The following is a 22,721-nucleotide window of genomic DNA, read 5'->3' as shown; positions in this document are numbered from 1 at the left end:
AATGATTAAAAACGTAAGCGTAATATTAGGTATTTTATTTTGTCTGTTGACTAACCATTCTTTTTCACAAGCAATTGAAGAAATCGAAGGATTATATTATACTACTGCAGGAGATCTTTATACGGGAACCTATACTGAATTTTATGAAAGTGGTACCAAAAGAATCGAAATGAACTTGGAAGAGGGAAAACGTAATGGGAAAATTACCCTTTTTTTTGAAAACGAAGAGGTTCAGGAAGTTCGTTCTTATGTAGCAGGCTTAATGGATGGAATGTGGATTACTTGGAATGATAAATCTGTTAAAATTGCTGAGGCAAATTACAAAGGGAATAGGAAACATGGCAAGTGGTATATCTGGGACGATAATGGTGTTAAAAGATATGAGATGGAATACAGTGAAGGAGACAAAATTGGAACCTGGTACATTTGGGATGCCGATGGAAACTTAATAAAAGAACGGAAGTTTTAGTAAATTCAATAATAAAAGTTCAAAAAAGTCGCTTACTTAATAGTTAAGCGGCTTTTTTTATGCGATACCTTTTGCAATAATATTATGGATACCCGAGAATTGTTAATAATTTTGTATTAGAATCGTTAATATTGCAAAACGAAATTAATAGAGGAAGAAAGAATGAATTCACTTGTTAGCATATTCAAGAATATATTTAAAGGTTTGCTTGCCTTTTTCGTATTCCTGTACCTTGAATTTATTGGTTTCTTAAAACGAAATAAATATGGTGTAATGGGCACTATTGCTTTCCATATGGTCGTTATAATTATGCTATTGGCTTTTCAATTAAGCACGAAAACAAAATTTTTGGAGACGGAAATATTTATTGACATCCCTGCAGAGCTGGCAGAGCAATTCTTAAAAGAGGAGCAAGAAAAAATTGAAGAAGCAATTGAAGAAAAAAATTCAGAAATAAGTAAAAGTGTAGACGAACTTCTTCGTTCAATAGCCGTAAACCAAAATGTTAAAAAGTCCGATTCTGACCCGAGAAAGAATTTGGATAAAATGATTGATGACATCCGAAAAGATTTGGAGCAATATGGTTCTGATGATGCGGCAGAAGGTTCTGGTGATTTAAATGAGTTTAAAAAAGATAGTATTTCTGCAGAAGAGGCAAGGGAAAAACAAAAGCTTTTGGATTCATTAGAAAGTATCGAATACAGTGGTCCAAGTAGTGTATATTACAATTTAGAGGGTCGTCATAAAATTTATCTTCCTATTCCTGTATTTAAATGCGAAGGAGAAGGATTAATTGTGGTTAGAATCGTGGTAAATAGAGCCGGTAGAGTTATTCAATCGAAGGTTTTAGAAACTGAATCGGGCGTACAAGATGATTGTTTGTATGATGCTGCTTTACAGGCTTCAAAAAGGACAAGATTTAATGTTAGTACTAGTAGTCCTGAACAACAAACCGGTAAAATTTCTTATCAGTTTGTTAAGCAATAAATCTGTTTTTAATAAAGCATAAAAATAGATTATTGATTATTAACCAATAATATTTAAATTGGGAACTCGTTTTTATCAAAAAAAATAAATTCACTATGGCCTTTTTTTTAGCATACAAACTTCGTAAAGCTTCTGATACTCTTAGTCTTGAAAAGAAAAGAGATGGATTGAAAAATGACTTTGAAGAGTTTAAAGCTTTTTCTAAATCAGAGGAATTAAAGGAATTTAATGAATTAGAGACCTTTGTCTTGTCAGAAAACTTCAAGAAAAATCGAAAATCGATAGAAAGTAAAAGCTATAAAAAGAGCGATCTTTTTGCGGATGAAAAGAAATTTAAACGGTTTCAAAAGTCAAAACGATTCAAAACTTATTTTCGATTAAAAGATTCTTCTGAACTTTCAGCTTTCGAAATGACTAAAGAGTCAGAGGAGATTTCTCGATATCAAGAATTGGATAAGATTGTTCATGCTGCAGGTTTTAATAAAAAGGAACAAGCAGAGGAATTGAATGAATTCAAATTGATGAAGAATTCGCAACGAATTAAAGATTATTTCAAGTTTGAGAAATCGAAAGCGTTTAAAATTTATCAGGAAGTTGATGGTTCGAAAGATTTAAAAACCTATCTGGAATTGGAGGAAAAGATTGCCTCTGAAGAATTCCAAAAAGAGAAAAACTTTTTGTTGGATAAAAAGCGATTTGAAAAAACAGAAGAATTCGAAAAACTTCAGGAATATACAAGATTGAATGCTTCGGATAAGTTTAAAAAGTATTTTGCGCTTCAAAAGAAAAATTCTTTTGACGAACTAAAAAAATGGGAATTAAGCTTTTCGGAAGAATTTGATAACAAGCAGTTGGATTCTGAAAAGTGGATAAATAAATATTTTTGGGCAGATGAACTTTTAAATAAATCTTACAGTTTAGAATCTGACTTGCATATTTTTACGGATGGAAAGAATATTGAACATTCAGGTTCATCGATTGTTCTTCAAGCTCGAAAAGAAAAGAAAGAAGGTTTAATGTGGAATCCTAGCATGGGATTTGTTCCTAAGGAGTTTGATTACACATCTGCCATTATTAATACAGGAAAGTCATTTCGTCAAAAATATGGTCGTTTCGAGGCGAAAATTAAACTTTCAAACCCAAATCAAGTTGATCATTCATTCTGGATGGTATCCGACAAGAAAACACCGCATGTCGATGTTTTAAAGACCTCTCCTGATGGAAAATTACTCATGGGTAATTATTGGGGCAAGGACACTCAACCGAGCTTAAAACAGTTTAAAATAAAAGGTGTTGATACCTCGAAAGGATATTTTATTTATACTTTGGATTGGAGTCAAAATGAATTGGTTTGGAAAATAAATGATGTTGTAGTTAAGACACAAACAGAAGGAGTTCCACAGGAACCAATGTATTTGAATTTTAGTCTTGGTGTTACTAAAGAGCAACAAAGTGTTAACGCAGCCCTCGAAATAGATTGGGTTAGATGTTACAAAAAAACCGAATAAAAAAAGTGCCCTTTCTCAGGGCACTTTTTTAATTTAATGAGGTTCCTACATTAAATACACTAAAATAATTATCGATTGAATCGGCGAGTTGTGATTTTAAATCATCCAATTCTTCTTTTTCCATTTCGTCTTCATCCCAATAGGTAAGAATGATATTTAGGTAATCTTTAATTAGTGCAGGAGAAGTTTCTAAACCTAAATCCTCTCGTAGTAACAGATTGAATTCTGAAAACCAAAGCAATGCAATTTTATGCTCGTGCACGGTACCTTCTACAAATGAGCTTAAAGATTTAAACTCTAAAAATTTCTTAATGGTTCGTTCTGACGCCAAATAATACAATCTAGTACCCAATTCAAGGAACTCTTTCTGAAGTTTCTTAAAATTACTCTTACTCTTCTTTTCGCATAATATTTTCATGAAAAAAGCATTAATTCGAAGGAATTCTTCCCGTTTTTCATTGTTATTATTTGCAGAAGCAGGGATCTCAGAGCTTGTTTTTTCAACATCCTTTTCGCTGTTATCCCTTATGGTATTTTTCTTATCTTGAATAAAATAAGAAATTAGGAAAGCAAGTGCCGCTAGGGTAATAATCTGTAATATGATTGAGGCGATTTCCATGGTTAAGAGTTTTATTAATATGGTTAATATGGTTGAACGGTAGTAACAATCTAGTATTTAAAAATTTACGAAATATTATGTTCCTGCGCAAAACCTTGGTATCTGTTTTTATTTATCGTCTTATTTTCTAGATTAAACGATCCTTTTTCATGACTAAAATTCGATTTTAATTTTTTATAAATATAGTACTAAAATCAATAAAATCAGCAGGTTAAGATTTATGTTAAAAATAGCAAGTTTTTTTTTATAATTAAACGATTCAAGTTTTATTTCAGATATTAATTTGAGACCTATGTTAATTTAAGGGAAAGTCTGTAAAAAAAGCCGGTAATTATTACCGGCTTTTTTTAGATCTAAATTATTTTTTATTTCTAGAGAATAGATTGTAAAATCGATGCTCTATTTGAGTCGAAATTCTAAACATGACTGGTGCAACAATTAATGTTAAGAATGTTGCTACAGTTAATCCAAAGATTACTGTCCACGACATTGGTCCCCAGAAAGCCGTACTATCACTACCAAATGAAAGTTGTGGATCGAATTCAGTAAATAATGTTAGAAAGTTGAAGTTCATACCAACAGCTAAAGGCAATAAGCCTAATACCGTGGTAATAGCTGTAAGCAATACAGGACGTAAACGTGTTTTTCCTGCTTGAGCGATACAATCAATTTCTTGTTGCGGAGTCAGATATTTTCTTCCTTGTAAATCTGTATTAGCCTTTTTTTCTTTTCTAAGTAAATCGATATAATCGACCAGAACAATACCATTATTTACAACAATACCTGCGAGGGATATAATACCAATACCTGTCATTAAAATAACGAATGGCATTTGGAAAGTACCTAATCCAAGGAAAACACCAATAGTACTAAATAGTACGGTTATCATGATAATAAGTGGCTTAACTGCAGAGTTAAATTGAGTTACCAGAATCAGGGTTATCAATGCAAGTGCAATTAATAAAGCTTGTGTTAAAAAGGCCGATGTTTCTTCCTGTTCTTCCTGCTCTCCTGTTAGTTTGTGTGTATAACCTTTAGGCATTTCGAAATCGGCTAAGGCCTCTCTAATTTTTGTGTTGATTTCATTTGCGTTAAAGCCTTCTTCTACATTTGAATAAACCGTAACAACACGAGTATTCTCAATTCTATTGATTCTCTCATATGTAGAACCGTAGCTGTAAGTTGTGACTGCCGAGATTGGTAATTGAACCATTTGATTGCTTACCGGACTCATTACATTCAGTTTTTGATTCATAAGTGCAGGCACATCATATCGATATTTGTCGCTTAATCGAAGCATAATATCATATTCATCTTCTCCATCTTTAAATTTAGAAACTTCTAAACCATAAAGAGAATTACGAAGTGCACTGGCAACTTGATTTGTTGATAAGCCAAAACGACGAACTTTATCTCTATCAATATTGATTAGCATTTCTGGTTTACCTTGATCCAAATCTAATTTTAGTTCTTCAACACCAGGAATTCTTTCTTCGTCTAATTTTTGTTTTAAACGATTTGCCTGGATTAATAATTTCTCAAAATCATCACCCGAAACCTCTATGTTAATTGGATATCCAACAGGTGGGCCATCAGAGTTCTTTTCAATGAAAATTTTCGCCCCAACAAATCCTTTAAACTTACCAGTCAGTTCTTTCATTAATTCCGAAGTACTCACTCCACCCCTTTCTTTAAACTCAACAAAGGAGATTGTAGTTAAGGATTTGTTTGCTGCACGAGATGCTTCGAACATACCACCTTTACCAGAACCAACATTAGTTGCAACTGAACGGATAATATCATTATAAGGCTCAAGTGTTTTCTTAACAATTTTTTCAACTCTGCTTGAAACTTCATCTGTTTTATGAATATCAGTACCTAATGGTAATTCCATAGTCACATAAACCGATTTTGGATCGTTATCCGGGAAAGAAAACAACTGATGGATTTCCTCCAAAATAAAACATTATTGAACCAATCATTAATAAGAAGGTTGCAAGGAAAAACACTAATGGTCTAATTCCTTTAAGAGCATATCTTAGGGTCTTTTCGTATGAATTTTCTAATACAACCAAAAATGTTAGTTGAAACCAGCGCGCAAATGGTTTTAGTACCAATAAGTTTAAAAGTATTAGTAAACCAAGGCATGCCAATAGATTTGCCATTAAAAAGGTATCTAAACCTCCTGAAATTTTAAAGGCATAAAATGGAATAGAGGCGATTAAAAAAGCTCCTGAAATAATCCCAAATTTCTTTGCATCCATTTTTTTAGACACATCATCAATCTTAACAAAAGTTGCTGTAAATACTGGATTTAGAATTAAGGCAACAAAAAGTGATGATGTTAATACAATAATCAGGGTAATTGGTAAATATTTCATGAACTCACCCATGATTCCACCCCACATAAGAAGAGGGAAAAAGGCTGCTACAGTTGTTGCTGTTGATGAAATAATCGGTCCTGCAATCTCACTTACACCTTTTTTAGTTGCTTCAAGAGGCGAATAACCTTCTTCGTGGAGTCGATAAACATTCTCGACGACGACAATGGCATTATCTACCAACATACCCAAAGCAAGAATCAGAGAGAACAGAATCATCTGATTAATGGTATAACCCATTTGATTAAGTACGATGAAGGAAATAAACATCGACATTGGAATAGCTAAACCTGAAAATAAGGCATTTCTTAATCCCATAAATAAGTATAGAATAAGAATAACCAGGATCATACCCATGATAATAGAATTCTCCAAGTCGCTAATCATACCACGAACATCTTCCGAAGTATCGTTGGTAACTGTTACGGTTAATCCCTCTGGTAAAAATCCACTTTCTTTAAGCTCATCAATAATTTTATAAATCTGATCGGTAGCTGCAAGAAGGTTTTCTCCTGATTTTTTACTTAATGAAAGAGATACAACCGGGTTATTATTTAATCGGGAAATAGAAGAAAGTTCTTCATATCCATCTTCAACTTCAGCTACATCTTTAAGATAAACAACCTTATTGTTTGTTACTTTTACAATGGTATTTTCGATTTGTTCCATTGATGTGTAATCAGCAGATGTACGAATACTTCTTCTGGTTTTGTCGGTAATTAAAGTACCAGCACTCATGGTGACATTTTCGTCAGCAATTGCTGTTTCTATATCTTTAAAAGCAATACCATTGGCTTCCATCTTATGAAGATCAGCGTTGATTTTAATCTCACGTTCATCGATACCTTTAATATCTGCTTCGGAAACTTCACTTAGTGATTCAAACTTATCTTGTAATTCTTCGGCAAAATGCTTCAAATCATTCAAACCATAGTCACCTGATAAATTCACATTAAGAATAGGAAAATCGGCCATATCAATATCCTCAACAATAGGATCATTGGGCAAATCATCAGGTAATTCGCTTAATGCTTTATCAACCTTATCTTTTGTGTCTTGTAGTGCTTGTTTAACCTCGATATCAGTTTCGAACTCGACAATAATTAAACTCATATCTTCGTATGAAGCAGAAGATAACTTCTTGACATTCTTTAAAGATTTCAACTCTTTTTCGATAGGTCTTGTTACCAGATTTTCTATATCGACAGGTGAGTTACCTGGGTAAGGTGTAGAAATTGAAATATTAGGAATAACAACTTCCGGGAATAATTCCCTTGGCATACCGACGTATGAAAATAAGCCGTACAAACATAAAAGTGCAGTCAGAATAAATATGGAATTCTTATTCTTTAAGGCTGCGAAAGTCGGCTTAAACTGCCGAGTAATTTCATTACCAGCAGGTTTTGTATCTTTAATTTCATCCATTTTTAACAAAATTATTTGGTGCTAATTAAAGCTCCGTTTACGACTTGTGAAAAACCTTCTGTAATAATTAAATCACCTAAAGTCAGCCCTGATTCAATCATAGAAAGGTTGTTGTAAGTTTTAGAAACATCAACATATACTTTTTCAGCAAGCATTTTTCCATTTTCCTTTTTAGCAATGTATAAATAGTTACCCTTAAAATCTTTTTTAATGATGATAGAAGGCACTACCATAGCATCTAAAACCTCATAATCTTTAATTTTCATTACCGAAATTAGGTTCGGCTTGATCATATGATTCGCATTGTTAAGGTTAATTCTAATCTTAAAGCTTCTGTTAGCCGGATTGATCACATTACTTGTGCGATTAATTTTTGCCTTTGTTTGAAAGTTAATTGCTGGAAAATCTAATTGTGCATTACCACCTGCCTTAATTGCATTTAAAAAAGTTTCAGAAACATCACCTTCAACATAAACACGATTGATATTGACCAATTGAGCTAATGGGGTAGAAGGACCAGCCATCTCACCTTTTTTCTGATGAATTTCATCTACAATACCACTAAAAGGTGCTGTGATGATAGCCATTTCTTTTTGAGCATTTAGTGCTGCTAGATTATTTTCAAGCGCTTCTTTTTTCGCTTTTGCTTCTAAATATTCAACTTCAGAACCAATTTTCTGATTCCATAAACGTTCTTGTCTTTCGAAGAGGATCGAGCTCAATTCAAGATTCGTTTTTATTTCATCAATCTGTTGTTGAATCTGCGAAGTATTTAGTGTTCCTAAAATATCTCCTTTATTTACTTTTTGCCCTTCAACTACATTAATAGAAATAATATTACCTCCAGTTTCAGGAGTTATCGTAATGTTTTTATCTGCTTCAACATTACCTGTAATTTGAATATAGTGCTCAAATTTAGATGTGGTCAATTTCTTAACTACCACATTTATTTTCTCTTCGTCTTGATTTGTATTGCGAATTTCTAATTCTAAATCGGATATTTTTGCTTTTAAAGCAGAAAGTTCCGTTTTGTAATTCTTCAGCTGTTCTGCCTTATTTACGTCTTTCTCCGATTCTTTTGCTGAACAAGCAAAGAGTAATGGAATTATGCAGGCAATTAGTATCTTTTTCATTGTATATATTTTTGTAGGATGTTAGTATTATAATTTACCCAAGGCCTTTTTAAAGGCTATTTTTGAATAAAGCAGATTAAATGTTGAATTAATATATGCTGAATGTGAGTCTAGATATTGTTGCTCGTTCTCAGATAATTCGGTACTTGTTGAAATACCTTCATTAAACTTGATAAGCGTTTTATCGTAAATTCGTTTTGCAATTTCTACAGCAACAACATCATTTTCATATTTTTCTTGTGCACTTAATAAATTTGAGAAAGACAAGGTCAAATCCTTTTTAAGATTCTGCTCAGTCATGAGTTTTGTATTTTCCAAACTTCTATAATTTAGTTTTTCCTGATTTACCTTAGACCTTCTTTTACCTGCCGAGAATATTGGCATTTTTACCTGCAAACCTACTACCGATGATTTAAACCATGGAACCGATGATTTAAATACATTTGAATAATCGGTACTTGTATTTTTACCATAGTTATAAAAAGCTGAAATAGTTGGTAAATAACCTGCTTTTTCATTTTTAAGAACCAAATTTTGAGCTTTTAATTGGGTGTCAATAATGCGGTAGTCAATATGGTTTATCGATTGATAATCCCCTATAACTGGTTCTTCCGAACGTATCGGATCAACAAGTTCCTTAAGATTTTCCGCTAATTGAATATTTTCATCGATGTCCATTCCTATAGAAAATTTAAGAATGGTGAAAGACGTGTGGATAGCTCTTTTGGCATCAGCTAATTTGTTTTTAGTTTGGTTTAAATTCAAACGAATCTGGTCAACATCTAGTTCTTCTCTAAAACCATTTTGATAGTAAGCATCGGTTTCTTTCAAAAGTTTTTGATTGATCAACAAGTTCTCTTTTATTGTTTTGAAGTTTTCTTCTGCTACCAAAACATTAAAATAGGCTTGTGCAACATCATCTTTAATCTGTATTTCAGATTTTTCTTTTTGATCTTTCGATAATTGAACAAAAACTTTTGCTGCCATCGTTCCAACAATATAGGAACCATCGAAAATTTTCTGACTCACGCTTATGCTTGCTGTACTACCATATTGTTGACCAAATTTTACGGGAGTGTAGCTTCCAGCTTCACCACCAAAAAATTCGGCTGGTAAAAGAGATACGGCAACATCTAGGTTGTTATTGTAATCAAAAGAGGCATCAACCTGTGGTAAACCATCGGCGATTGTTTCCCAGACTTTCTTTTTAGCAATTTGCAAATCATAATCCGTTCCTTTTACCGAATATGAATTTTCCAAAGCATATTCCTGTGCTTCGGCTAAAGTAAATTTCTTAGGACCATCAGTTTGTGCTTTTGTAGTGAAACTGGAACCAAGAAAAATTACCATCAGTGTTAGTAGGATGTTTTTCATTGTATCTATTTGAATTTATTTTTAAAATATTCTATTCCTTTATTTGTACATATCCCATGCAGATGATATCGAGTAAGTTCAAAATGCATATCAATATTAAATACTTCCTCCTCAGTAAATACTTGATACTCCGTGCTTGATAGGTTTAAATAAAAACTAACAAAGTTCTTACTAATAAAATTGATATTCAGTTCTTCGCGATAAAAACCTTCTTCAATTCCTTTTTGTAAGTTAAATAGTATTTCATTTTGAAAGGCTTTTATTTTTTCATCTTTAAATTTAGCCCATATTTCAGGATAGTACTTTTTTAAATCGTAGTCCATTGAATCGCACTTTTGCTTAATTTTTTCATTTACAAATTTGAAAAATCCAAAATATTGCTCCAATGCATTCAGCTCTTTCAATTCATTTGATTTAAACGAAAATTCTGGATTTGCCATTTCCCACTCGCATGCTTGATTTATCAATTCCTTCTTATTAGGAAAAAATTGATATAGCGTTTTTTTGGATATGCCCATTTTTGCAGCGATATCATCCATCGTTACACTTTTAACACCAAATTGGAAAAACATTTCCCAACTGACCGCTAAAATTTTATTTTTTTGCTCACTCATAGTGCAAATATAAAGCAATAATAAACCAGAGAAACTTTTAAAGTGTTAAAAGTTTCCAATTTTGGATTAATATTTGTTTCAAGATTATTATGCTTGAAGGTATCTGTCTATTAATCATTAGTAAAAGTATAACTCAGAGTTGCAATATCTATTTACAAATAGGTAATTGGGATGATTTTATCGGTAAATGGAGATTAAATATTATAAATTGTTAAATAAACACTTGTGAATCTAATATCTTTGTAATAAATAAATTCATTATGAGAGCAATTATAACTGTACTATTAATTTTTTGCATTGGGCATATAAAAGCTCAACAATCAGGAAAGATTAGTTTGCAATCTACTCAATCTACGGAAAACATAAGATATTCCCAACCGGGTGACCAAAGGGTAAATTATTACAGTGCCTGGACTGAACGGGGAGCTAAAGTAGTTCCTTACGGAGAAATTCATTTAAGTGCTCTTGCTGTTAGTAGGTATGGGAATTATCCTAAAACGGAAATAAATTCTCAGTTATTACTATTTCCTTTTGCTCCAAATGTTGGGTTTAAGCATGAATGGTTGGGTGAAAATACCATTTTGTCTACGCAGCATACTGTATATTATCCAAGTTTAGGATTAAAATGGGCTAGGAACAGTGGCTTTAAGGATCAAATACCTGAATCTGCTACGATTCCACATATTTTTACTTTTAGAAATGAGCTAATTGTAAGTCGAATATTGAACCCACAGCCTAAAGATTGTTTTGTAAAAATCCCGGAATTAATTCTTACTGGAAGGTTGGGTTTCGATTTTTCTCTTTCTTCAGGAGATTCTCAATTACCCCTACTCGACTATCATTTTCTATACCATCGAACTGCTTCGTATCATAAAAGTCAAAAGCTTTATTTCATGGGATTAGAATTAGCCGGGAATGCTTACAAAAATTTTAACTTCTCAATTAATGCCGATTACTACTCTATTAATTTTAATGGAGAATGGGCAATGGAAAGTCAGGGGAAGATTCATTGGCATAGAGATTCGAGGTTTTCAGTATCGGGAGGTTACAAATTAGCATACGTAAATACCGATTTTGGGACTCAATTTGTTACCATGCCGGTTATAGATTTAGTATTTAAGTTGAGGCATCAATCGAGATTACAGAATGGATTGTTTAAAAAATAAGAAAGAGCCATTCATATTGAATGGCTCCCTTGTTTATTCATGATACAAACTCGTGTATAAGTATCGCTTAATATTTCGCTTGGGGGTTTTTTCAAATTCTTCAGGAAAAAGAATAATACGTGACACATTCATATAAGCCGGCAAATCTTTATTTAATATTTTTCTATCGCTTTCAAATGCTTCCTCAATTTCATTTTTAGTTAAACCTTCAGCATCGCAAACTTCATAGTCGGGATAAAGCAAAGCAATTAGTTTATGGTCCTTATCATCGGTGACAATGGATTCTTGTATAAAAGGTAGATTATTTAGACGGGATTCAATTTCTTCCGGGTAAATATTTTGTCCGGAGGGGCCCAAAAGCATATTTTTACTTCTACCTTTAATATATATCGTATCATCTTTGTCAATAATTCCAAGATCACCTGTTCCCAACCAGCCATCTTTACTTAGACATTCCTTTGTGGCTTCTTTATTTTTGAAATAACCCGACATCACATTATCACCCTTTACTTGTATTTCGCCTACTATATTTAAAGGGTCTTTAGAATCGATTCTTACCTGCATACGATCTACCACCTGGCCACAGGAATGAGGACGAAACTGTCCACTTGGACTATAACTAACCAATGGGCCACATTCGGTCATGCCATAACCAACAGTAAATGGAAATTCAATCTTCTTTAGAAAATCTTCAACCTCTTTACTTAGGGCTGCCCCTCCAATGATAACCTCAATAAATTCACCACCAAAAGTTTCTATAAGTGAGTTGCGTATCTTCTTATACACCTTTTTTTCTAGCAAAGGAACCTTCAACATGAGTTTTACACGTCGACTTTCTAAAGCTGGAAGAATACGTTTTTTATAAATTTTTTCCATAATTAATGGAACCAAACATATCAGTCGAGGTTTGACTTCCTGGAAAGCTTTTGTGATGAGTTGAGGAGTTGGAACCCGCGATAGAAAAATCACATGACAACCACAGCAAAATTCGGTAAGGAATTCGAACATGCAACCAAAAACATGTGCTAATGGTAGAAAAGAGACAACCTTATCTTGCGAGCGTAAATCGATATGATCGAAACCAATTTGAACATTGGAATACAGACAGCGGTAGCTAAGCATCACACCTTTTGAAAAACCGGAAGTTCCCGAAGTGTAGGAAAGTACTGCAATATCACTATTCTTTGGATCTGCGTAATCAAGTTGATCTTTATCTAATGTAGTTTTACTTGCCTTTTCGTCGGCTTTTTTAACTGCTTTTTCTAATTTTTCATTACACGCACACAGTATTTCAAAATCTCCCAAAGAAATAATTCCTTTCAATTTCTTGATTTTGGAATCATCAATTTTATTAAATAAATTTTCTGTTGAAAACAGTAAAGATGCTTCCGAATGGTTTATGATATGGTGAATATCGCCTGAATTAAAATCAGGTAGAATAGGAACAATTGTGGCACCATAAGTAATGGTGGCCAAATAAGTAACTGCCCAATTGTTTAGGTTACGACCTATAAGTGCAATTTTATCCCCTTTTTTAATATTAAGCTCTTCATAAAGTAGGTGAATCCATTGAATTTTTTCGGCTACTCCTTTAAATGTGATACTGTCTTTTTGATAGTTTGTAAAGGCTGTATGCTCCCAGTTATTTTGAATACTTTCCTCGATGGAACGAATTAACTTGTTTTGAATCATGTACTTACTAAATTGGTTGAAGGGATTAAAGATACTAATTCGATCAAAAAATCATAATTTAAAACCTAGTAAAATCAGGAGTAGTAGTAGTAAGTCTAATAAAATCAATCGTTTGCAAGCTGAAATTTAATCTTGAAAAAAGTAGCTAATTTAAATTGATTCACTTAAACAGGTATACAATTCAACTTTTTGCTCTTTACCTCTTAAGTGAATTTCTCCAATGTTTCTGGATTGATAGGATTGATCTGGAAGGTTCAATTTGGTGAGAAGGTATTTAGAGAAAAGAATATCAACACCCAGTTCATTACATTTAGATTGTATTCTAGCTGTTGTATTTAAAACATCACCCGAAAATGCAATGTCGCGTTTTATAACCCCAATTTCTCCAGCCATCACGTACCCATAATGCAATCCTGCTTTAAATTCAGGGATAACATTATAAGTTTCTTGGTAGTATTTGTTGTTGTCTATTAGTTTTCTTTTGATATCAAAGAAACAATTTAGGCAATTTGCATTTTCAGTTGCTTTTAAGGTAGGCCAACTAATTACAATTTCATCACCAACATATTGATATATTTCTCCTTTTGTTAGTAAAATACTCTTTGTAGCATCTCTATAAATATCTTTTAGAAAATGAAAGTATCGCTCTTCACCTAATTTTTCTGCTATTGTTGTAGATGAACGTAAGTCTAAGAACATAAAAACTCGTTCTTCTCTTTTTGGATGAAAATATTTACCGAGTAAAAAAGCACGAAACATACCAGGACCATATTTGTCGTTTACCAGTAAAATTATGTGCGTTCCAATAACTACAATAAGCCAGAATATAAAACTTTGCAACTGATCAAAATTAGCATGTTCTGCAATTATTATTTCCCAAATTTTAGCCGAGAATACCGGTAAATCCAATTGATTACTGGTTACATATAAAGTTGTAGGTATATCAACCATTAAGTAAATTACGAAATAGGAAAGGATAATACTTATAATGGTCCATCCGTAAGGTTCAGTACGAAGCCATTTTTCCCAAATAAAAACAATTCCACTGCCACCAAATATACCTGCTAGAATTCCAACTAGAATGCTTCCTTTAAAAGCGATCATTGGATCGATATGTGAAATGTCTACGTTTAAAGATCGTAGGTTAGCATAAATGTTAAAAAATTGAAATAACGAAATAAATGTCCAGGCTACAGTTATCCAAAATACTTTTAGAATTTGACTTTTTAATTTATAGGAAGTTGGAAAATATGTGAAGCTCATTTAGTATTAATTAATTTGATTACGATCATGATATTTTATCAATCAACTTTACAAGGGAAATTAAGAAGTTGATTAAGTAGATAAAAACAAGTGAAATATTGATGAAGTAGTTTTGTGTTTTTATCATTTAATGATAGGTAAGTTAGGTAATTATTGGGAATTCCACACGCTATTTATTTTATGATTTAATTCTGAATTGGATATTCTTTTGTCAAGAAATTAGACTAATCTTCTAATAATATTGACTTCCAGTTCATAATTGAATGCATTTTTATATTTTTGTAGCCTTGTGGTTGGTTTTGCTTTACAAGATCAACCTATATAATCTCATTAAGTCAGAATAAAAATGGAACAGAAAAGAATTAAGATCAAAGATCTGTTGGTTTCGAAGGAGTACGGCAGTGAAGTAAATGTTAAAGGATGGGTAAGAACCAAGCGTGGTAATAAGCAAATTAATTTTGTTGCTTTAAATGATGGTTCTACTATTAATAATATTCAGATCGTTGTTGATGTTCCTAATTTTAATGAGGACTTGTTGAAAAAGATTACAACGGGAGCAGCTATTTCTGTTCAAGGTAAGCTAATCGAATCAGCGGGAAGCGGGCAATCCGTAGAACTTGAAGCGACTACAATTGAAGTTTTAGGTGTTGCCGATCCTGAGAAATACCCATTGCAGCCTAAGAAACACTCTTTAGAATTTCTAAGAGAAAAGGCTCACTTGCGTTTTCGTACCAATACATTTTCGGCGGTATTCCGTATTCGTCATGCCATGGCATTTGCTGTGCATGAGTTTTTCAACAAAAAAGGATTCTTTTACATGCACACGCCACTTATCACAGGTTCTGATGCCGAGGGTGCTGGTGAAATGTTTAGAGTTTCAACGCTTGATGCTAAAAATCCACCTTTAAACGAGGATGGAACAATTAACTATAAAGAAGATTTCTTCGGAAAAGAGACAAATCTGACAGTTTCCGGTCAGTTAGAGGGTGAACTTGGAGCTATGGCTTTAGGTGAAATTTACACCTTTGGTCCTACTTTCCGTGCCGAGAATTCAAACACAACACGTCACCTTGCTGAATTCTGGATGATTGAGCCTGAAATGGCATTTTACGATCTAAAAGATAATATGGATTTGGCTGAGGAGTTTCTTAAGTATATGATTAAATATGCTTTGGATAACTGCATGACAGATCTTGAATTTTTGAGCAAGCGTTTGCAAGAAGAAGAAAAAGGTAAAAAAGCTGACGAGCGTTCAATGGAGTTAATTGAGAAGTTACGTTTTGTATTGGATAACGATTTTGTTCGTTTAACCTATACTGAGGCAATTGATATTCTTCGTAACTCTAAGCCAAATAAAAAGAAGAAATTCCAATATTTGATTGATGGCTGGGGAGCAGATCTTCAGTCGGAGCATGAAAGATACTTGGTTGAGAAAAAATTCGAAAAGCCAGTTATCCTGACTGATTATCCAAAAGAAATCAAATCGTTCTACATGAAACAGAATGATGATGGAAAGACTGTTGGTGCAATGGATATTCTATTCCCGGGTATTGGTGAAATTGTTGGTGGATCGCAGCGTGAAGAAGATTATGATAAACTAACAGCTCGCATGAAAGAGATGGGTGTTCCTGCTGAAGAAATGGATTGGTATCTTGATACGCGTCGTTTTGGATCGGCTACTCACTCTGGTTTCGGTTTAGGATTTGAGCGTATGATGTTATTCGTTACAGGTATGGGTAATATTCGCGACGTGATTCCTTTCCCACGTACACCTAAGAACGCTGAATTTTAAAAAAATATAACTGGGGACTACTTTAAATAACTCCTTTATTTTAGAATTATATAAGATCCAGTGAGACTATTCTCGCTGGTTTTTTTTTGTTTTTAACTCTCGTAGAATGATGCTTATTTCTGATCAAAGCACAATAAGGATTATGAACGTATTATTGGCTAATTTAAGATCTTTAGCTAGAAGTAGATCAAATTGCCTTAAAAGTGAGAAATAAGCCCGTAAAACGCGACTAAGCGCTTTCATTAGTGATGTTTTTATCTAAATGCCGTATTTCTATTAATAATATTTTATTAGGCAATTAAAACATAGAAAAGCCACCCAATCTAATTGGATGGCTTTTATGCTTTGATGAATGATGATGTAATCTATTCCAGTCTATTGATAATTTCTAAAGCTTTTGTCTTGTAGAAACTATTTCCTTGAGCAATTACATGAAATTGCTTAAGAGCTTTATCTTTTTCATTTGTCATGAGATAACAGAAGCCAAGATACCATTCAGATTGCTCAATGAATAAATTGTTCTTGTGCTTTATTACCCGAGTAAAGTTTTTATTTGCCTTAGAATATTCATTGATTTCAATATTCGAAATTCCTGAATAAAAATTACTCGTAATGTTTGTACTATCCTTATCCAATATTTGCTTGAATAAAGTCAGTGCTGTACGATAATCTTTCGATTCATAACTATTAACAGCGCTCATTAAGATGTTGTCAACTGTTGCATCTGCAGAACGAGTGTTTACCACAACATTATATGGCTTGTAGTAATTGCTAAATATTTGGTCGTTAGAGTAAGAAGATTTATCATTGAAGATATACATCAAACTTCCCAAACCAATAAGTAAAGCTAAAGATGCTGCTGCAATATTCCATTTTGTTAGAAATTTCAGCTTTCTCTTCTTGCTAGGATTGGTTGGTGTTTCAATAGCCTCTAGCTTACTTCTTAAATCCATAATATCTGTTTCCATTATGGCTTCGTCAATTTCTTGGTGAAGATCTAGTTCCATTTGAAGATCTGAGTCATCAAGCAAATTCTGCTCAAACTCCTTCAATTGTTCTTGATTTAGATCGCCGTCAAGAAAATCCTCGATACGGTCAAAATTCATTTCATCCATCATTATACTTCTTTAAATTCATTATCATTTTTAATACTCTCTATCAATGTTTGTTTACATTGATATTTCTTCTTCTTCGCATATTTCTCGCTTTTGTAGCCCATAATTTCGGCTATTTCCTTTAAGGAAGTTTTTTCAAGCGACAGCTGAAGAACTTTTTTACAATCAAGACCTAGAAGTTGGAAGTGCTTTTGATACAACCTATATCTTTCTGTTTGATCATAGGTTTGCGTTGCTTCATCCAATCTATTGTCTAAAATAGCATCCGAAGTAATTTCGTTGCTATTCTTTCTCTTTTCAAGTTGCTTTAGCCATAAAAGCCTGCAAATTGAATAGATGTATGTTTTAAAATTACAATTAAGAACCAGTGGTTCTTTTTTCATTTTACGATAGATAACGATAATCGCTTCTTGAAAAAGATCTCTTGCATCTTCTTCTTGGCCATTATTGTTTTCTATAAAATTGCGAATGCTTGGGAAGAACTTATTATAGATGTAATTTAATACATCATTGTTGCTCATGCTGATCCCCTCAAGTATCGCCTCCGTAGTGTAATCCATATTTCCTACCCCTTTATTCCTTTAATGGTTAAAAGGTAACCCACTAAAAGTGAAAAAAGTTTTAAAAAAACATACTTGATCATGTAAAAGACTGATTGAGTGATTGATAATGATATTAAAAAAAAGAATTTTTTTAATGTAAAAAATGAAATTTTAACATAAACTGATCCAATATACACTTTTCTTTGATATTTGGCTTTGCAAGAAGTGAAAATTATTTGACCAAATAATAATTGTTTGCGATTAATGATAGATTAAGATGTGTGAATGCAGATTTTAGGCAAAAAAAAAAGATCAGTTTTTCAAGTGAAAAACTGATCTTTTCGTGGGCGATATAGGATTCGAACCTATGACCCCTTGGGTGTAAACCAAGTGCTCTGAACCAACTGAGCTAATCGCCCGAGAATATGGTGTGTATGTTATACAATTGTGGGCGATATAGGATTCGAACCTATGACCCCTTGGGTGTAAACCAAGTGCTCTGAACCAACTGAGCTAATCGCCCTTTCCCTTAATTGCGATGCAAATATAGGAGGGAATTATTTTATACGCAAGCCCTAATCGAAAAAAAAACAAAAAAAGATCTTGAAAGCCCTTTGTTTTTGCCGAAAATCTCTACTTTTAGGACTCATAAAAATTTGATTAGATGGACAATAATTTAGAAAGTGACTGGAATAAACTTTTATATAAAATTTCTGAAGATTTTAATGTTGATGCTGATTTAAATGGCACATTGTTGCTAATTGGAATTCAAGAACGCGAAGAAGGCTTTAAAGAATCCTATTCAAAAGATGATAAAATGGCTCTTATTAATCTTGCAACATGTCGTCTGTTGATGAAATGGAACTATTATTCAATGGAGGGTTATGATGATGATAACTGGCCAATTTTCAAAAAGAATAAGATGATTCCTCCCTTTTCCAAGGATAAAGAAGAATTACTATTGAAGTCTTCAATTGTAGAATATTTCAAAGAGAATGACTATTTAGAAGTTTAAATTAGCTCACCAAAATTATATTAGAACAGATAGATATGAACAAATTACTTTACCTAGGCCTTGGTTTACTCTTAATATCTTGCCAGCCAAAATTGGAACTGGGTAAAAAAAATCGTATTGTTCAAATTGATACAGAATATGGCGCTATAAAAATTAAACTTTATGATGAGACTCCGGGGCATCGTGATAATTTCATTAAACTGGCACATAAGGAATTTTTTGATGGTACGCTTTTTCATCGAATAATTGATGGTTTTATGATTCAAGGTGGTGATCCGGATTCTAAAGGAGCAAAACCAGGTGAACATTTAGGTGAAGGTGGTCCGGGATATCAGATTCATGCAGAATTTGTTCCGGAGTTGTTTCATAAAAGAGGGGTTTTGGCTGCCGCACGCGAAGGAGATCAAAACAATCCTGAGAAAAAATCATCTGGATCTCAATTTTATATCGCCCAAGGGAAAGTTTATACTGTGGGCGAATTGGATACTTTGCAGATGAAAATGAATGGGAAGCTAAAAAGCTCTATTTTCAAAACGGTTCAAATGGAGAAAGCAGAATATCTTTCAAAATGCCAAATGGATGGAGAAATCGAAAAATTAAATGAAGCGATTGAGCAAATTAAAGTAGAAGTAGATTCTTTATTCGAAGAATCAAAAATCCGCTTGACGGAAGAACAGATAAAAGCCTATACTACTGTTGGAGGTATTCCACATTTGGACAGAAATTACACTGTTTTTGGTGAAGTAGTTGAAGGAATGGATTTGATCGATTCCATAGCCGGTGTTAAAACAGATGATTTTGATCGACCTTTGGACAATATTGAAATGAAGATTAAACTATTAAAATAGGATCTTGATTGGTTTAGAAAAGCTTCGTTATCAACGAAGCTTTTTTTTTGCTTAGCAAAATCGGTCTATTTATCTTAGACAAAATTTTAAAAATTGTGTAATGATTAGCAGTAAGAAATTCTTATTGGGAATATTATTCCTTTTTCTGGTAAAGTTTGGACTTGGACAAGCTACAAATTCCATCATTTTAATAGAAACCAATCTTGGCAATATTAAATTGATGCTTTACAAAGAGACGCCGAAGCATAGAAAGAACTTTCTTCAATTAATTGAAAACAAGCATTTCGATGGCACTTTGTTTTATCGAGTTATAAAAGGTTTTGTTGCGCAAGGCGGATCTCAAGACTCCAGAAATGCTGCCGCTGGAAAAATGATTGGTTATGGCGATTCAAATCGAACCATCGAATCAGAGTTTAACGATCGATTTTTTCATAAAAAAGGTGCGATCGCTGCTCCTCGAAAGCCCGATAAGGTAAATGTTTTTAAAGAATCGGATGTTTCTCAGTTTTACATTGCTCACGGTCGAGTTTTTTCTGACGAAGAATTGACCTTAATGGAGAAGGAGATAAATGTACCATTGAGAAAGAAGATTGTAAAGAAATATTTAACCAAGAGTAAAAGAGCTGTTTTGGATTCCTTAAAAAAGGCAAAAAAGGTTGATGAGTTTAGGACAATTGCAAAACAAATTAAAGGATCGATAGAATTTGAATACAGCAGTACCAATGAGAAACTAGAATTTTCCGAGGCAAGAAGAAAGGCCTATACTACTGTTGGTGGCGTGCCACATCTCGATAATAATTATACCGTTTTTGGCGAAGTAATTAGCGGTTTCGATGTTTTGGATAAAATTGCTAATCTAAAAACAGATGCTAACGATCGGCCTTACACGGATGTAAAAATGAAAGTAAAAATATTGAAGTATTAAGAGCTTTTGGCATTTAGCTATTATCATTTGGCTAATGAGAAAAAACTTTTTGTAACTTTGCCGCCTATTAGATTTCAAAAGATAAAGAACATGTTAGACAAAATAAAGAATTTACTTGAGGAGCTGAATGGATTTTCAGCAACGACACTAGAGGAAGTAGAGCAGTTCAGAATTAAACACCTGAGTAAAAAAGGAACAATTGCAGCTCTTTTTGGCGATTTTAAGAATGTGCCAAATGAAGAAAAGAAGGCTGTTGGACAACTTTTAAACCAGTTGAAAACAACTGCACTTGATAAGGTGAACGAATTGAAAGATAGTTTTACCAATTCTGATTTTGATAAGTCTGGTCTTGATTTAAGTCTTCCAGCTGATTCAGTTAAGCTTGGATCTCGTCACCCATTGTCATTGGTTAAAAACGAAATTATTGAGATTTTTGCGCGTTTAGGATTTACTATTTCTGAAGGACCGGAAATTGAAGATGATTGGCATAATTTCTCAGCATTAAATTTCCCGGAAGAACATCCGGCACGTGATATGCAGGATACTTTCTTTATCGAGAAAAACCCGGATATCTTATTGCGTACGCATACGTCATCTGTTCAGGCACATGATATGGCAGAAATGGAATTGCCGATTCGTTGTTTAACACCAGGTCGTGTATTTCGTAATGAAGCAATTTCTGCTCGTGCTCATTGTATTTTCCATCAAATTGAGTGTCTTTATATCGATGAGAATGTTTCTTTCGCTGACTTAAAGCAAACACTAAGCTATTTTGCTAAAGAATTCTTTGGTGAAAAAACAGAGATTCGTTTGCGTCCTTCATATTTCCCGTTTACTGAGCCTTCGGCTGAGGTAGATGTGACTTGTTCACTTTGTGGTGGTGATGGTTGTAATGTATGTAAGGGTACAGGTTGGTTAGAAATTTTAGGTTGTGGTATGGTAGATCCAAATGTTTTGGATTTAAATGGTATCGACAGTAAAAAATATACAGGCTTTGCACTTGGTATGGGTATTGAGCGTATTACTATGTTAAAATATGGTATTAAGGACCTTCGTTTGTTCTTTGAAAATGATATTCGTTTCTTAGAGCAGTTTACAGCAGCAGGATTCTAAACAAAAAGATTGATTATTATATGATATAGAGAGTGCCTTTCAATTTTGAAAGGCACTTTTATTTTTTTGTAAAGTACAGACGCACGGCCGTGCGTCTCTTCAAATACTATTCCTCATGATAAATAATCTCCGAAGTAACAGGAATTGCCTGTTTGTACAAAGCACTAACACCGCAATATTCTTCTTCAGATAATTTTACGGCTCTTTCAATTTTTTTATGAGGTAAATCGGTTCCAAAAAATTCAAAAACAATATGCATGTTTTTGTAATAGCTAGGTTGTTCCTCTGTTAGTTCACCTTCAACTGATACTTTGATGTCCTTCACATCAACACGCATTTTTTTTAGGATAAGCGCCATATCAATACCAGTACATCCAGCTAAAGCGGTCAACATTAGTTTTTTTGGACGAAAACCTCTGTCTTCGCCACCAACTTCTGTTCCTGCATCGGTTATCATTTTGTGTCCATCCATGTCTGTTTCGTAAGCCAGATTTCCCAACCACGACATTTCTACTTTATGCTTCATATTATTGTTGTTTTTAGTCTACTATAAGGCTTGTATAAGTAAAACTTAAATTTGTATATTTAAACCTGAATATAATTCGGTTTTGATTTATATTAAAAGTATAAAAAAGCCATCTAATCATCTAACTTTTCATGTAGCTTTTAAAAATATAAAAGCTCTGATTGAAAAAGAGTTGTTGAAATGGTAGTATTAGTTTCAGTTTTAATTTGAAGTG

20 protein-coding genes and 2 tRNA genes are annotated in these 22,721 nt (G+C 33.2%); 9 read left to right on the top strand and 13 right to left on the bottom strand.

The features are described 5' to 3' along the window. Position 1 precedes the first annotated feature (1 nt). The 3 genes from L3049_RS18200 to L3049_RS18190 all read left to right on the top strand — a co-directional run bounded on the left by L3049_RS18200 (position 2) and on the right by L3049_RS18190 (position 2,964). Positions 2-469: a toxin-antitoxin system YwqK family antitoxin gene (locus L3049_RS18200; RefSeq protein WP_275111253.1), complete on the top strand. Its 468-nt coding sequence runs from the start codon at positions 2-4 to the stop codon at positions 467-469. 162 nt (positions 470-631) lie between these two features. Further along, a complete protein-coding gene (locus L3049_RS18195; RefSeq protein ID WP_275111252.1) occupies positions 632-1,456 on the top strand; it encodes an energy transducer TonB family protein in 825 nt (274 codons plus the stop codon). A 95-nt stretch (positions 1,457-1,551) separates the two neighbouring features. Beyond that, the gene (locus L3049_RS18190; protein ID WP_275111251.1) at positions 1,552-2,964 is read left to right on the top strand and encodes a glycoside hydrolase family 16 protein; all 1,413 of its coding nucleotides are present in this window, start codon (positions 1,552-1,554) and stop codon (positions 2,962-2,964) included. Positions 2,965-2,992: 28 nt separating this feature from the next. On the opposite strand, the gene L3049_RS18185 is transcribed toward L3049_RS18190, so the two are convergent. The 6 genes from L3049_RS18185 to L3049_RS18160 all read right to left on the bottom strand — a co-directional run bounded on the left by L3049_RS18185 (position 2,993) and on the right by L3049_RS18160 (position 10,510). Further along, positions 2,993-3,583, bottom strand: a complete 591-nt coding sequence (locus L3049_RS18185; RefSeq protein WP_275111250.1) for a hypothetical protein — start codon at positions 3,581-3,583, stop codon at positions 2,993-2,995. A gap of 358 nt (positions 3,584-3,941) precedes the next feature. Then, positions 3,942-5,477 carry an efflux RND transporter permease subunit gene (locus tag L3049_RS18180; protein WP_275111249.1) on the bottom strand — a complete coding sequence of 512 codons (1,536 nt, stop codon included), beginning with the start codon at positions 5,475-5,477 and terminating at the stop codon, positions 3,942-3,944. Between the two features lie 25 nt (positions 5,478-5,502). Continuing rightward, the gene (locus L3049_RS18175; protein WP_275111248.1) at positions 5,503-7,389 is read right to left on the bottom strand and encodes an efflux RND transporter permease subunit; all 1,887 of its coding nucleotides are present in this window, start codon (positions 7,387-7,389) and stop codon (positions 5,503-5,505) included. An 11-nt stretch (positions 7,390-7,400) separates the two neighbouring features. Beyond that, positions 7,401-8,522 carry an efflux RND transporter periplasmic adaptor subunit gene (locus L3049_RS18170; RefSeq protein ID WP_275111247.1) on the bottom strand — a complete coding sequence of 374 codons (1,122 nt, stop codon included), beginning with the start codon at positions 8,520-8,522 and terminating at the stop codon, positions 7,401-7,403. Between the two features lie 27 nt (positions 8,523-8,549). Continuing rightward, positions 8,550-9,896, bottom strand: a complete 1,347-nt coding sequence (locus L3049_RS18165; RefSeq protein WP_275111246.1) for a TolC family protein — start codon at positions 9,894-9,896, stop codon at positions 8,550-8,552. Positions 9,897-9,901: 5 nt separating this feature from the next. Continuing rightward, positions 9,902-10,510, bottom strand: coding sequence for a TetR/AcrR family transcriptional regulator (locus L3049_RS18160; RefSeq protein ID WP_275111245.1), 609 nt, complete (start codon positions 10,508-10,510; stop codon positions 9,902-9,904). 260 nt (positions 10,511-10,770) lie between these two features. Here L3049_RS18160 and L3049_RS18155 point away from each other — a divergent pair, with 260 nt between their 5' ends. Then, positions 10,771-11,676 (top strand): hypothetical protein, encoded by a 906-nt coding sequence (locus L3049_RS18155; protein WP_275111244.1) that lies wholly within the window; start codon positions 10,771-10,773, stop codon positions 11,674-11,676. 33 nt (positions 11,677-11,709) lie between these two features. Here L3049_RS18155 and L3049_RS18150 read toward each other — a convergent pair whose 3' ends face one another. After that, positions 11,710-13,368: an AMP-binding protein gene (locus L3049_RS18150; RefSeq protein ID WP_275111243.1), complete on the bottom strand. Its 1,659-nt coding sequence runs from the start codon at positions 13,366-13,368 to the stop codon at positions 11,710-11,712. Between the two features lie 150 nt (positions 13,369-13,518). Further along, complete coding sequence (locus tag L3049_RS18145) at positions 13,519-14,631, bottom strand: adenylate/guanylate cyclase domain-containing protein (RefSeq protein WP_275111242.1); 1,113 nt, start codon at positions 14,629-14,631, stop codon at positions 13,519-13,521. Between the two features lie 346 nt (positions 14,632-14,977). Here L3049_RS18145 and asnS point away from each other — a divergent pair, with 346 nt between their 5' ends. Next, on the top strand, positions 14,978-16,423 hold the full coding sequence (gene asnS / locus L3049_RS18140; RefSeq protein WP_275111241.1) for an asparagine--tRNA ligase: 1,446 nt from the start codon (positions 14,978-14,980) through the stop codon (positions 16,421-16,423). A 365-nt stretch (positions 16,424-16,788) separates the two neighbouring features. Here asnS and L3049_RS18135 read toward each other — a convergent pair whose 3' ends face one another. The 4 genes from L3049_RS18135 to L3049_RS18120 form a co-directional block, all read right to left on the bottom strand. Further along, positions 16,789-17,538, bottom strand: a complete 750-nt coding sequence (locus tag L3049_RS18135) for a tetratricopeptide repeat protein (RefSeq protein WP_275111240.1) — start codon at positions 17,536-17,538, stop codon at positions 16,789-16,791. A gap of 2 nt (positions 17,539-17,540) precedes the next feature. Next, a complete protein-coding gene (locus L3049_RS18130) occupies positions 17,541-18,098 on the bottom strand; it encodes an RNA polymerase sigma factor (RefSeq protein ID WP_275111239.1) in 558 nt (185 codons plus the stop codon). A gap of 326 nt (positions 18,099-18,424) precedes the next feature. Next, positions 18,425-18,499, bottom strand: a tRNA-Val gene (locus tag L3049_RS18125). A 29-nt stretch (positions 18,500-18,528) separates the two neighbouring features. After that, positions 18,529-18,603: transfer RNA gene (locus L3049_RS18120), tRNA-Val, on the bottom strand. Positions 18,604-18,744: 141 nt separating this feature from the next. Here L3049_RS18120 and L3049_RS18115 point away from each other — a divergent pair. From L3049_RS18115 to pheS, 4 genes are all read left to right on the top strand, one after another. Then, positions 18,745-19,095 (top strand): hypothetical protein, encoded by a 351-nt coding sequence (locus L3049_RS18115; protein WP_275111238.1) that lies wholly within the window; start codon positions 18,745-18,747, stop codon positions 19,093-19,095. Between the two features lie 35 nt (positions 19,096-19,130). After that, positions 19,131-19,943 carry a peptidylprolyl isomerase gene (locus L3049_RS18110; RefSeq protein WP_275111237.1) on the top strand — a complete coding sequence of 271 codons (813 nt, stop codon included), beginning with the start codon at positions 19,131-19,133 and terminating at the stop codon, positions 19,941-19,943. 100 nt (positions 19,944-20,043) lie between these two features. After that, entirely contained in the window at positions 20,044-20,868 is an 825-nt protein-coding gene (locus L3049_RS18105; protein WP_275111236.1) for a peptidylprolyl isomerase, read from the top strand. A 90-nt stretch (positions 20,869-20,958) separates the two neighbouring features. Then, positions 20,959-21,981 (top strand): phenylalanine--tRNA ligase subunit alpha, encoded by a 1,023-nt coding sequence (gene pheS, locus L3049_RS18100; RefSeq protein ID WP_275111235.1) that lies wholly within the window; start codon positions 20,959-20,961, stop codon positions 21,979-21,981. Between the two features lie 106 nt (positions 21,982-22,087). Here pheS and L3049_RS18095 read toward each other — a convergent pair whose 3' ends face one another. Beyond that, a complete protein-coding gene (locus tag L3049_RS18095; protein ID WP_275111234.1) occupies positions 22,088-22,507 on the bottom strand; it encodes an OsmC family protein in 420 nt (139 codons plus the stop codon). Between the last annotated feature and the right edge of the window lie 214 nt (positions 22,508-22,721).

The sequence above is a fragment of the Labilibaculum sp. DW002 genome, from assembly GCF_029029525.1.
In the GTDB taxonomy this organism is placed as follows: Bacteria; Bacteroidota; Bacteroidia; order Bacteroidales; family Marinifilaceae; genus Paralabilibaculum; species Paralabilibaculum antarcticum.
The sequence above is the reverse complement of the archived record's forward strand: the minus strand, read 5'-3'. Positions and strand labels throughout refer to the sequence as shown.

What these genes read in the sequence shown, in the direction of transcription:
- L3049_RS18105 (WP_275111236.1), top strand. Translation starts at nt 20,044, where the DNA reads ATGATTAGCAGTAAGAAATTCTTATTGGGAATATTATTCCTTTTTCTG.
- L3049_RS18110 (WP_275111237.1), top strand. Translation starts at nt 19,131, where the DNA reads ATGAACAAATTACTTTACCTAGGCCTTGGTTTACTCTTAATATCTTGC.
- asnS (WP_275111241.1), top strand. Translation starts at nt 14,978, where the DNA reads ATGGAACAGAAAAGAATTAAGATCAAAGATCTGTTGGTTTCGAAGGAG.
- L3049_RS18190 (WP_275111251.1), top strand. Translation starts at nt 1,552, where the DNA reads ATGGCCTTTTTTTTAGCATACAAACTTCGTAAAGCTTCTGATACTCTT.
- L3049_RS18185 (WP_275111250.1), bottom strand. Translation starts at nt 3,583, where the DNA reads ATGGAAATCGCCTCAATCATATTACAGATTATTACCCTAGCGGCACTT.
- L3049_RS18135 (WP_275111240.1), bottom strand. Translation starts at nt 17,538, where the DNA reads ATGGATGAAATGAATTTTGACCGTATCGAGGATTTTCTTGACGGCGAT.
- L3049_RS18165 (WP_275111246.1), bottom strand. Translation starts at nt 9,896, where the DNA reads ATGAAAAACATCCTACTAACACTGATGGTAATTTTTCTTGGTTCCAGT.
- L3049_RS18180 (WP_275111249.1), bottom strand. Translation starts at nt 5,477, where the DNA reads ATGGAATTACCATTAGGTACTGATATTCATAAAACAGATGAAGTTTCA.
- L3049_RS18175 (WP_275111248.1), bottom strand. Translation starts at nt 7,389, where the DNA reads ATGGATGAAATTAAAGATACAAAACCTGCTGGTAATGAAATTACTCGG.
- L3049_RS18115 (WP_275111238.1), top strand. Translation starts at nt 18,745, where the DNA reads ATGGACAATAATTTAGAAAGTGACTGGAATAAACTTTTATATAAAATT.
- L3049_RS18150 (WP_275111243.1), bottom strand. Translation starts at nt 13,368, where the DNA reads ATGATTCAAAACAAGTTAATTCGTTCCATCGAGGAAAGTATTCAAAAT.
- L3049_RS18155 (WP_275111244.1), top strand. Translation starts at nt 10,771, where the DNA reads ATGAGAGCAATTATAACTGTACTATTAATTTTTTGCATTGGGCATATA.
- L3049_RS18145 (WP_275111242.1), bottom strand. Translation starts at nt 14,631, where the DNA reads ATGAGCTTCACATATTTTCCAACTTCCTATAAATTAAAAAGTCAAATT.
- L3049_RS18160 (WP_275111245.1), bottom strand. Translation starts at nt 10,510, where the DNA reads ATGAGTGAGCAAAAAAATAAAATTTTAGCGGTCAGTTGGGAAATGTTT.
- pheS (WP_275111235.1), top strand. Translation starts at nt 20,959, where the DNA reads ATGTTAGACAAAATAAAGAATTTACTTGAGGAGCTGAATGGATTTTCA.
- L3049_RS18095 (WP_275111234.1), bottom strand. Translation starts at nt 22,507, where the DNA reads ATGAAGCATAAAGTAGAAATGTCGTGGTTGGGAAATCTGGCTTACGAA.
- L3049_RS18195 (WP_275111252.1), top strand. Translation starts at nt 632, where the DNA reads ATGAATTCACTTGTTAGCATATTCAAGAATATATTTAAAGGTTTGCTT.
- L3049_RS18130 (WP_275111239.1), bottom strand. Translation starts at nt 18,098, where the DNA reads ATGGATTACACTACGGAGGCGATACTTGAGGGGATCAGCATGAGCAAC.
- L3049_RS18200 (WP_275111253.1), top strand. Translation starts at nt 2, where the DNA reads ATGATTAAAAACGTAAGCGTAATATTAGGTATTTTATTTTGTCTGTTG.
- L3049_RS18170 (WP_275111247.1), bottom strand. Translation starts at nt 8,522, where the DNA reads ATGAAAAAGATACTAATTGCCTGCATAATTCCATTACTCTTTGCTTGT.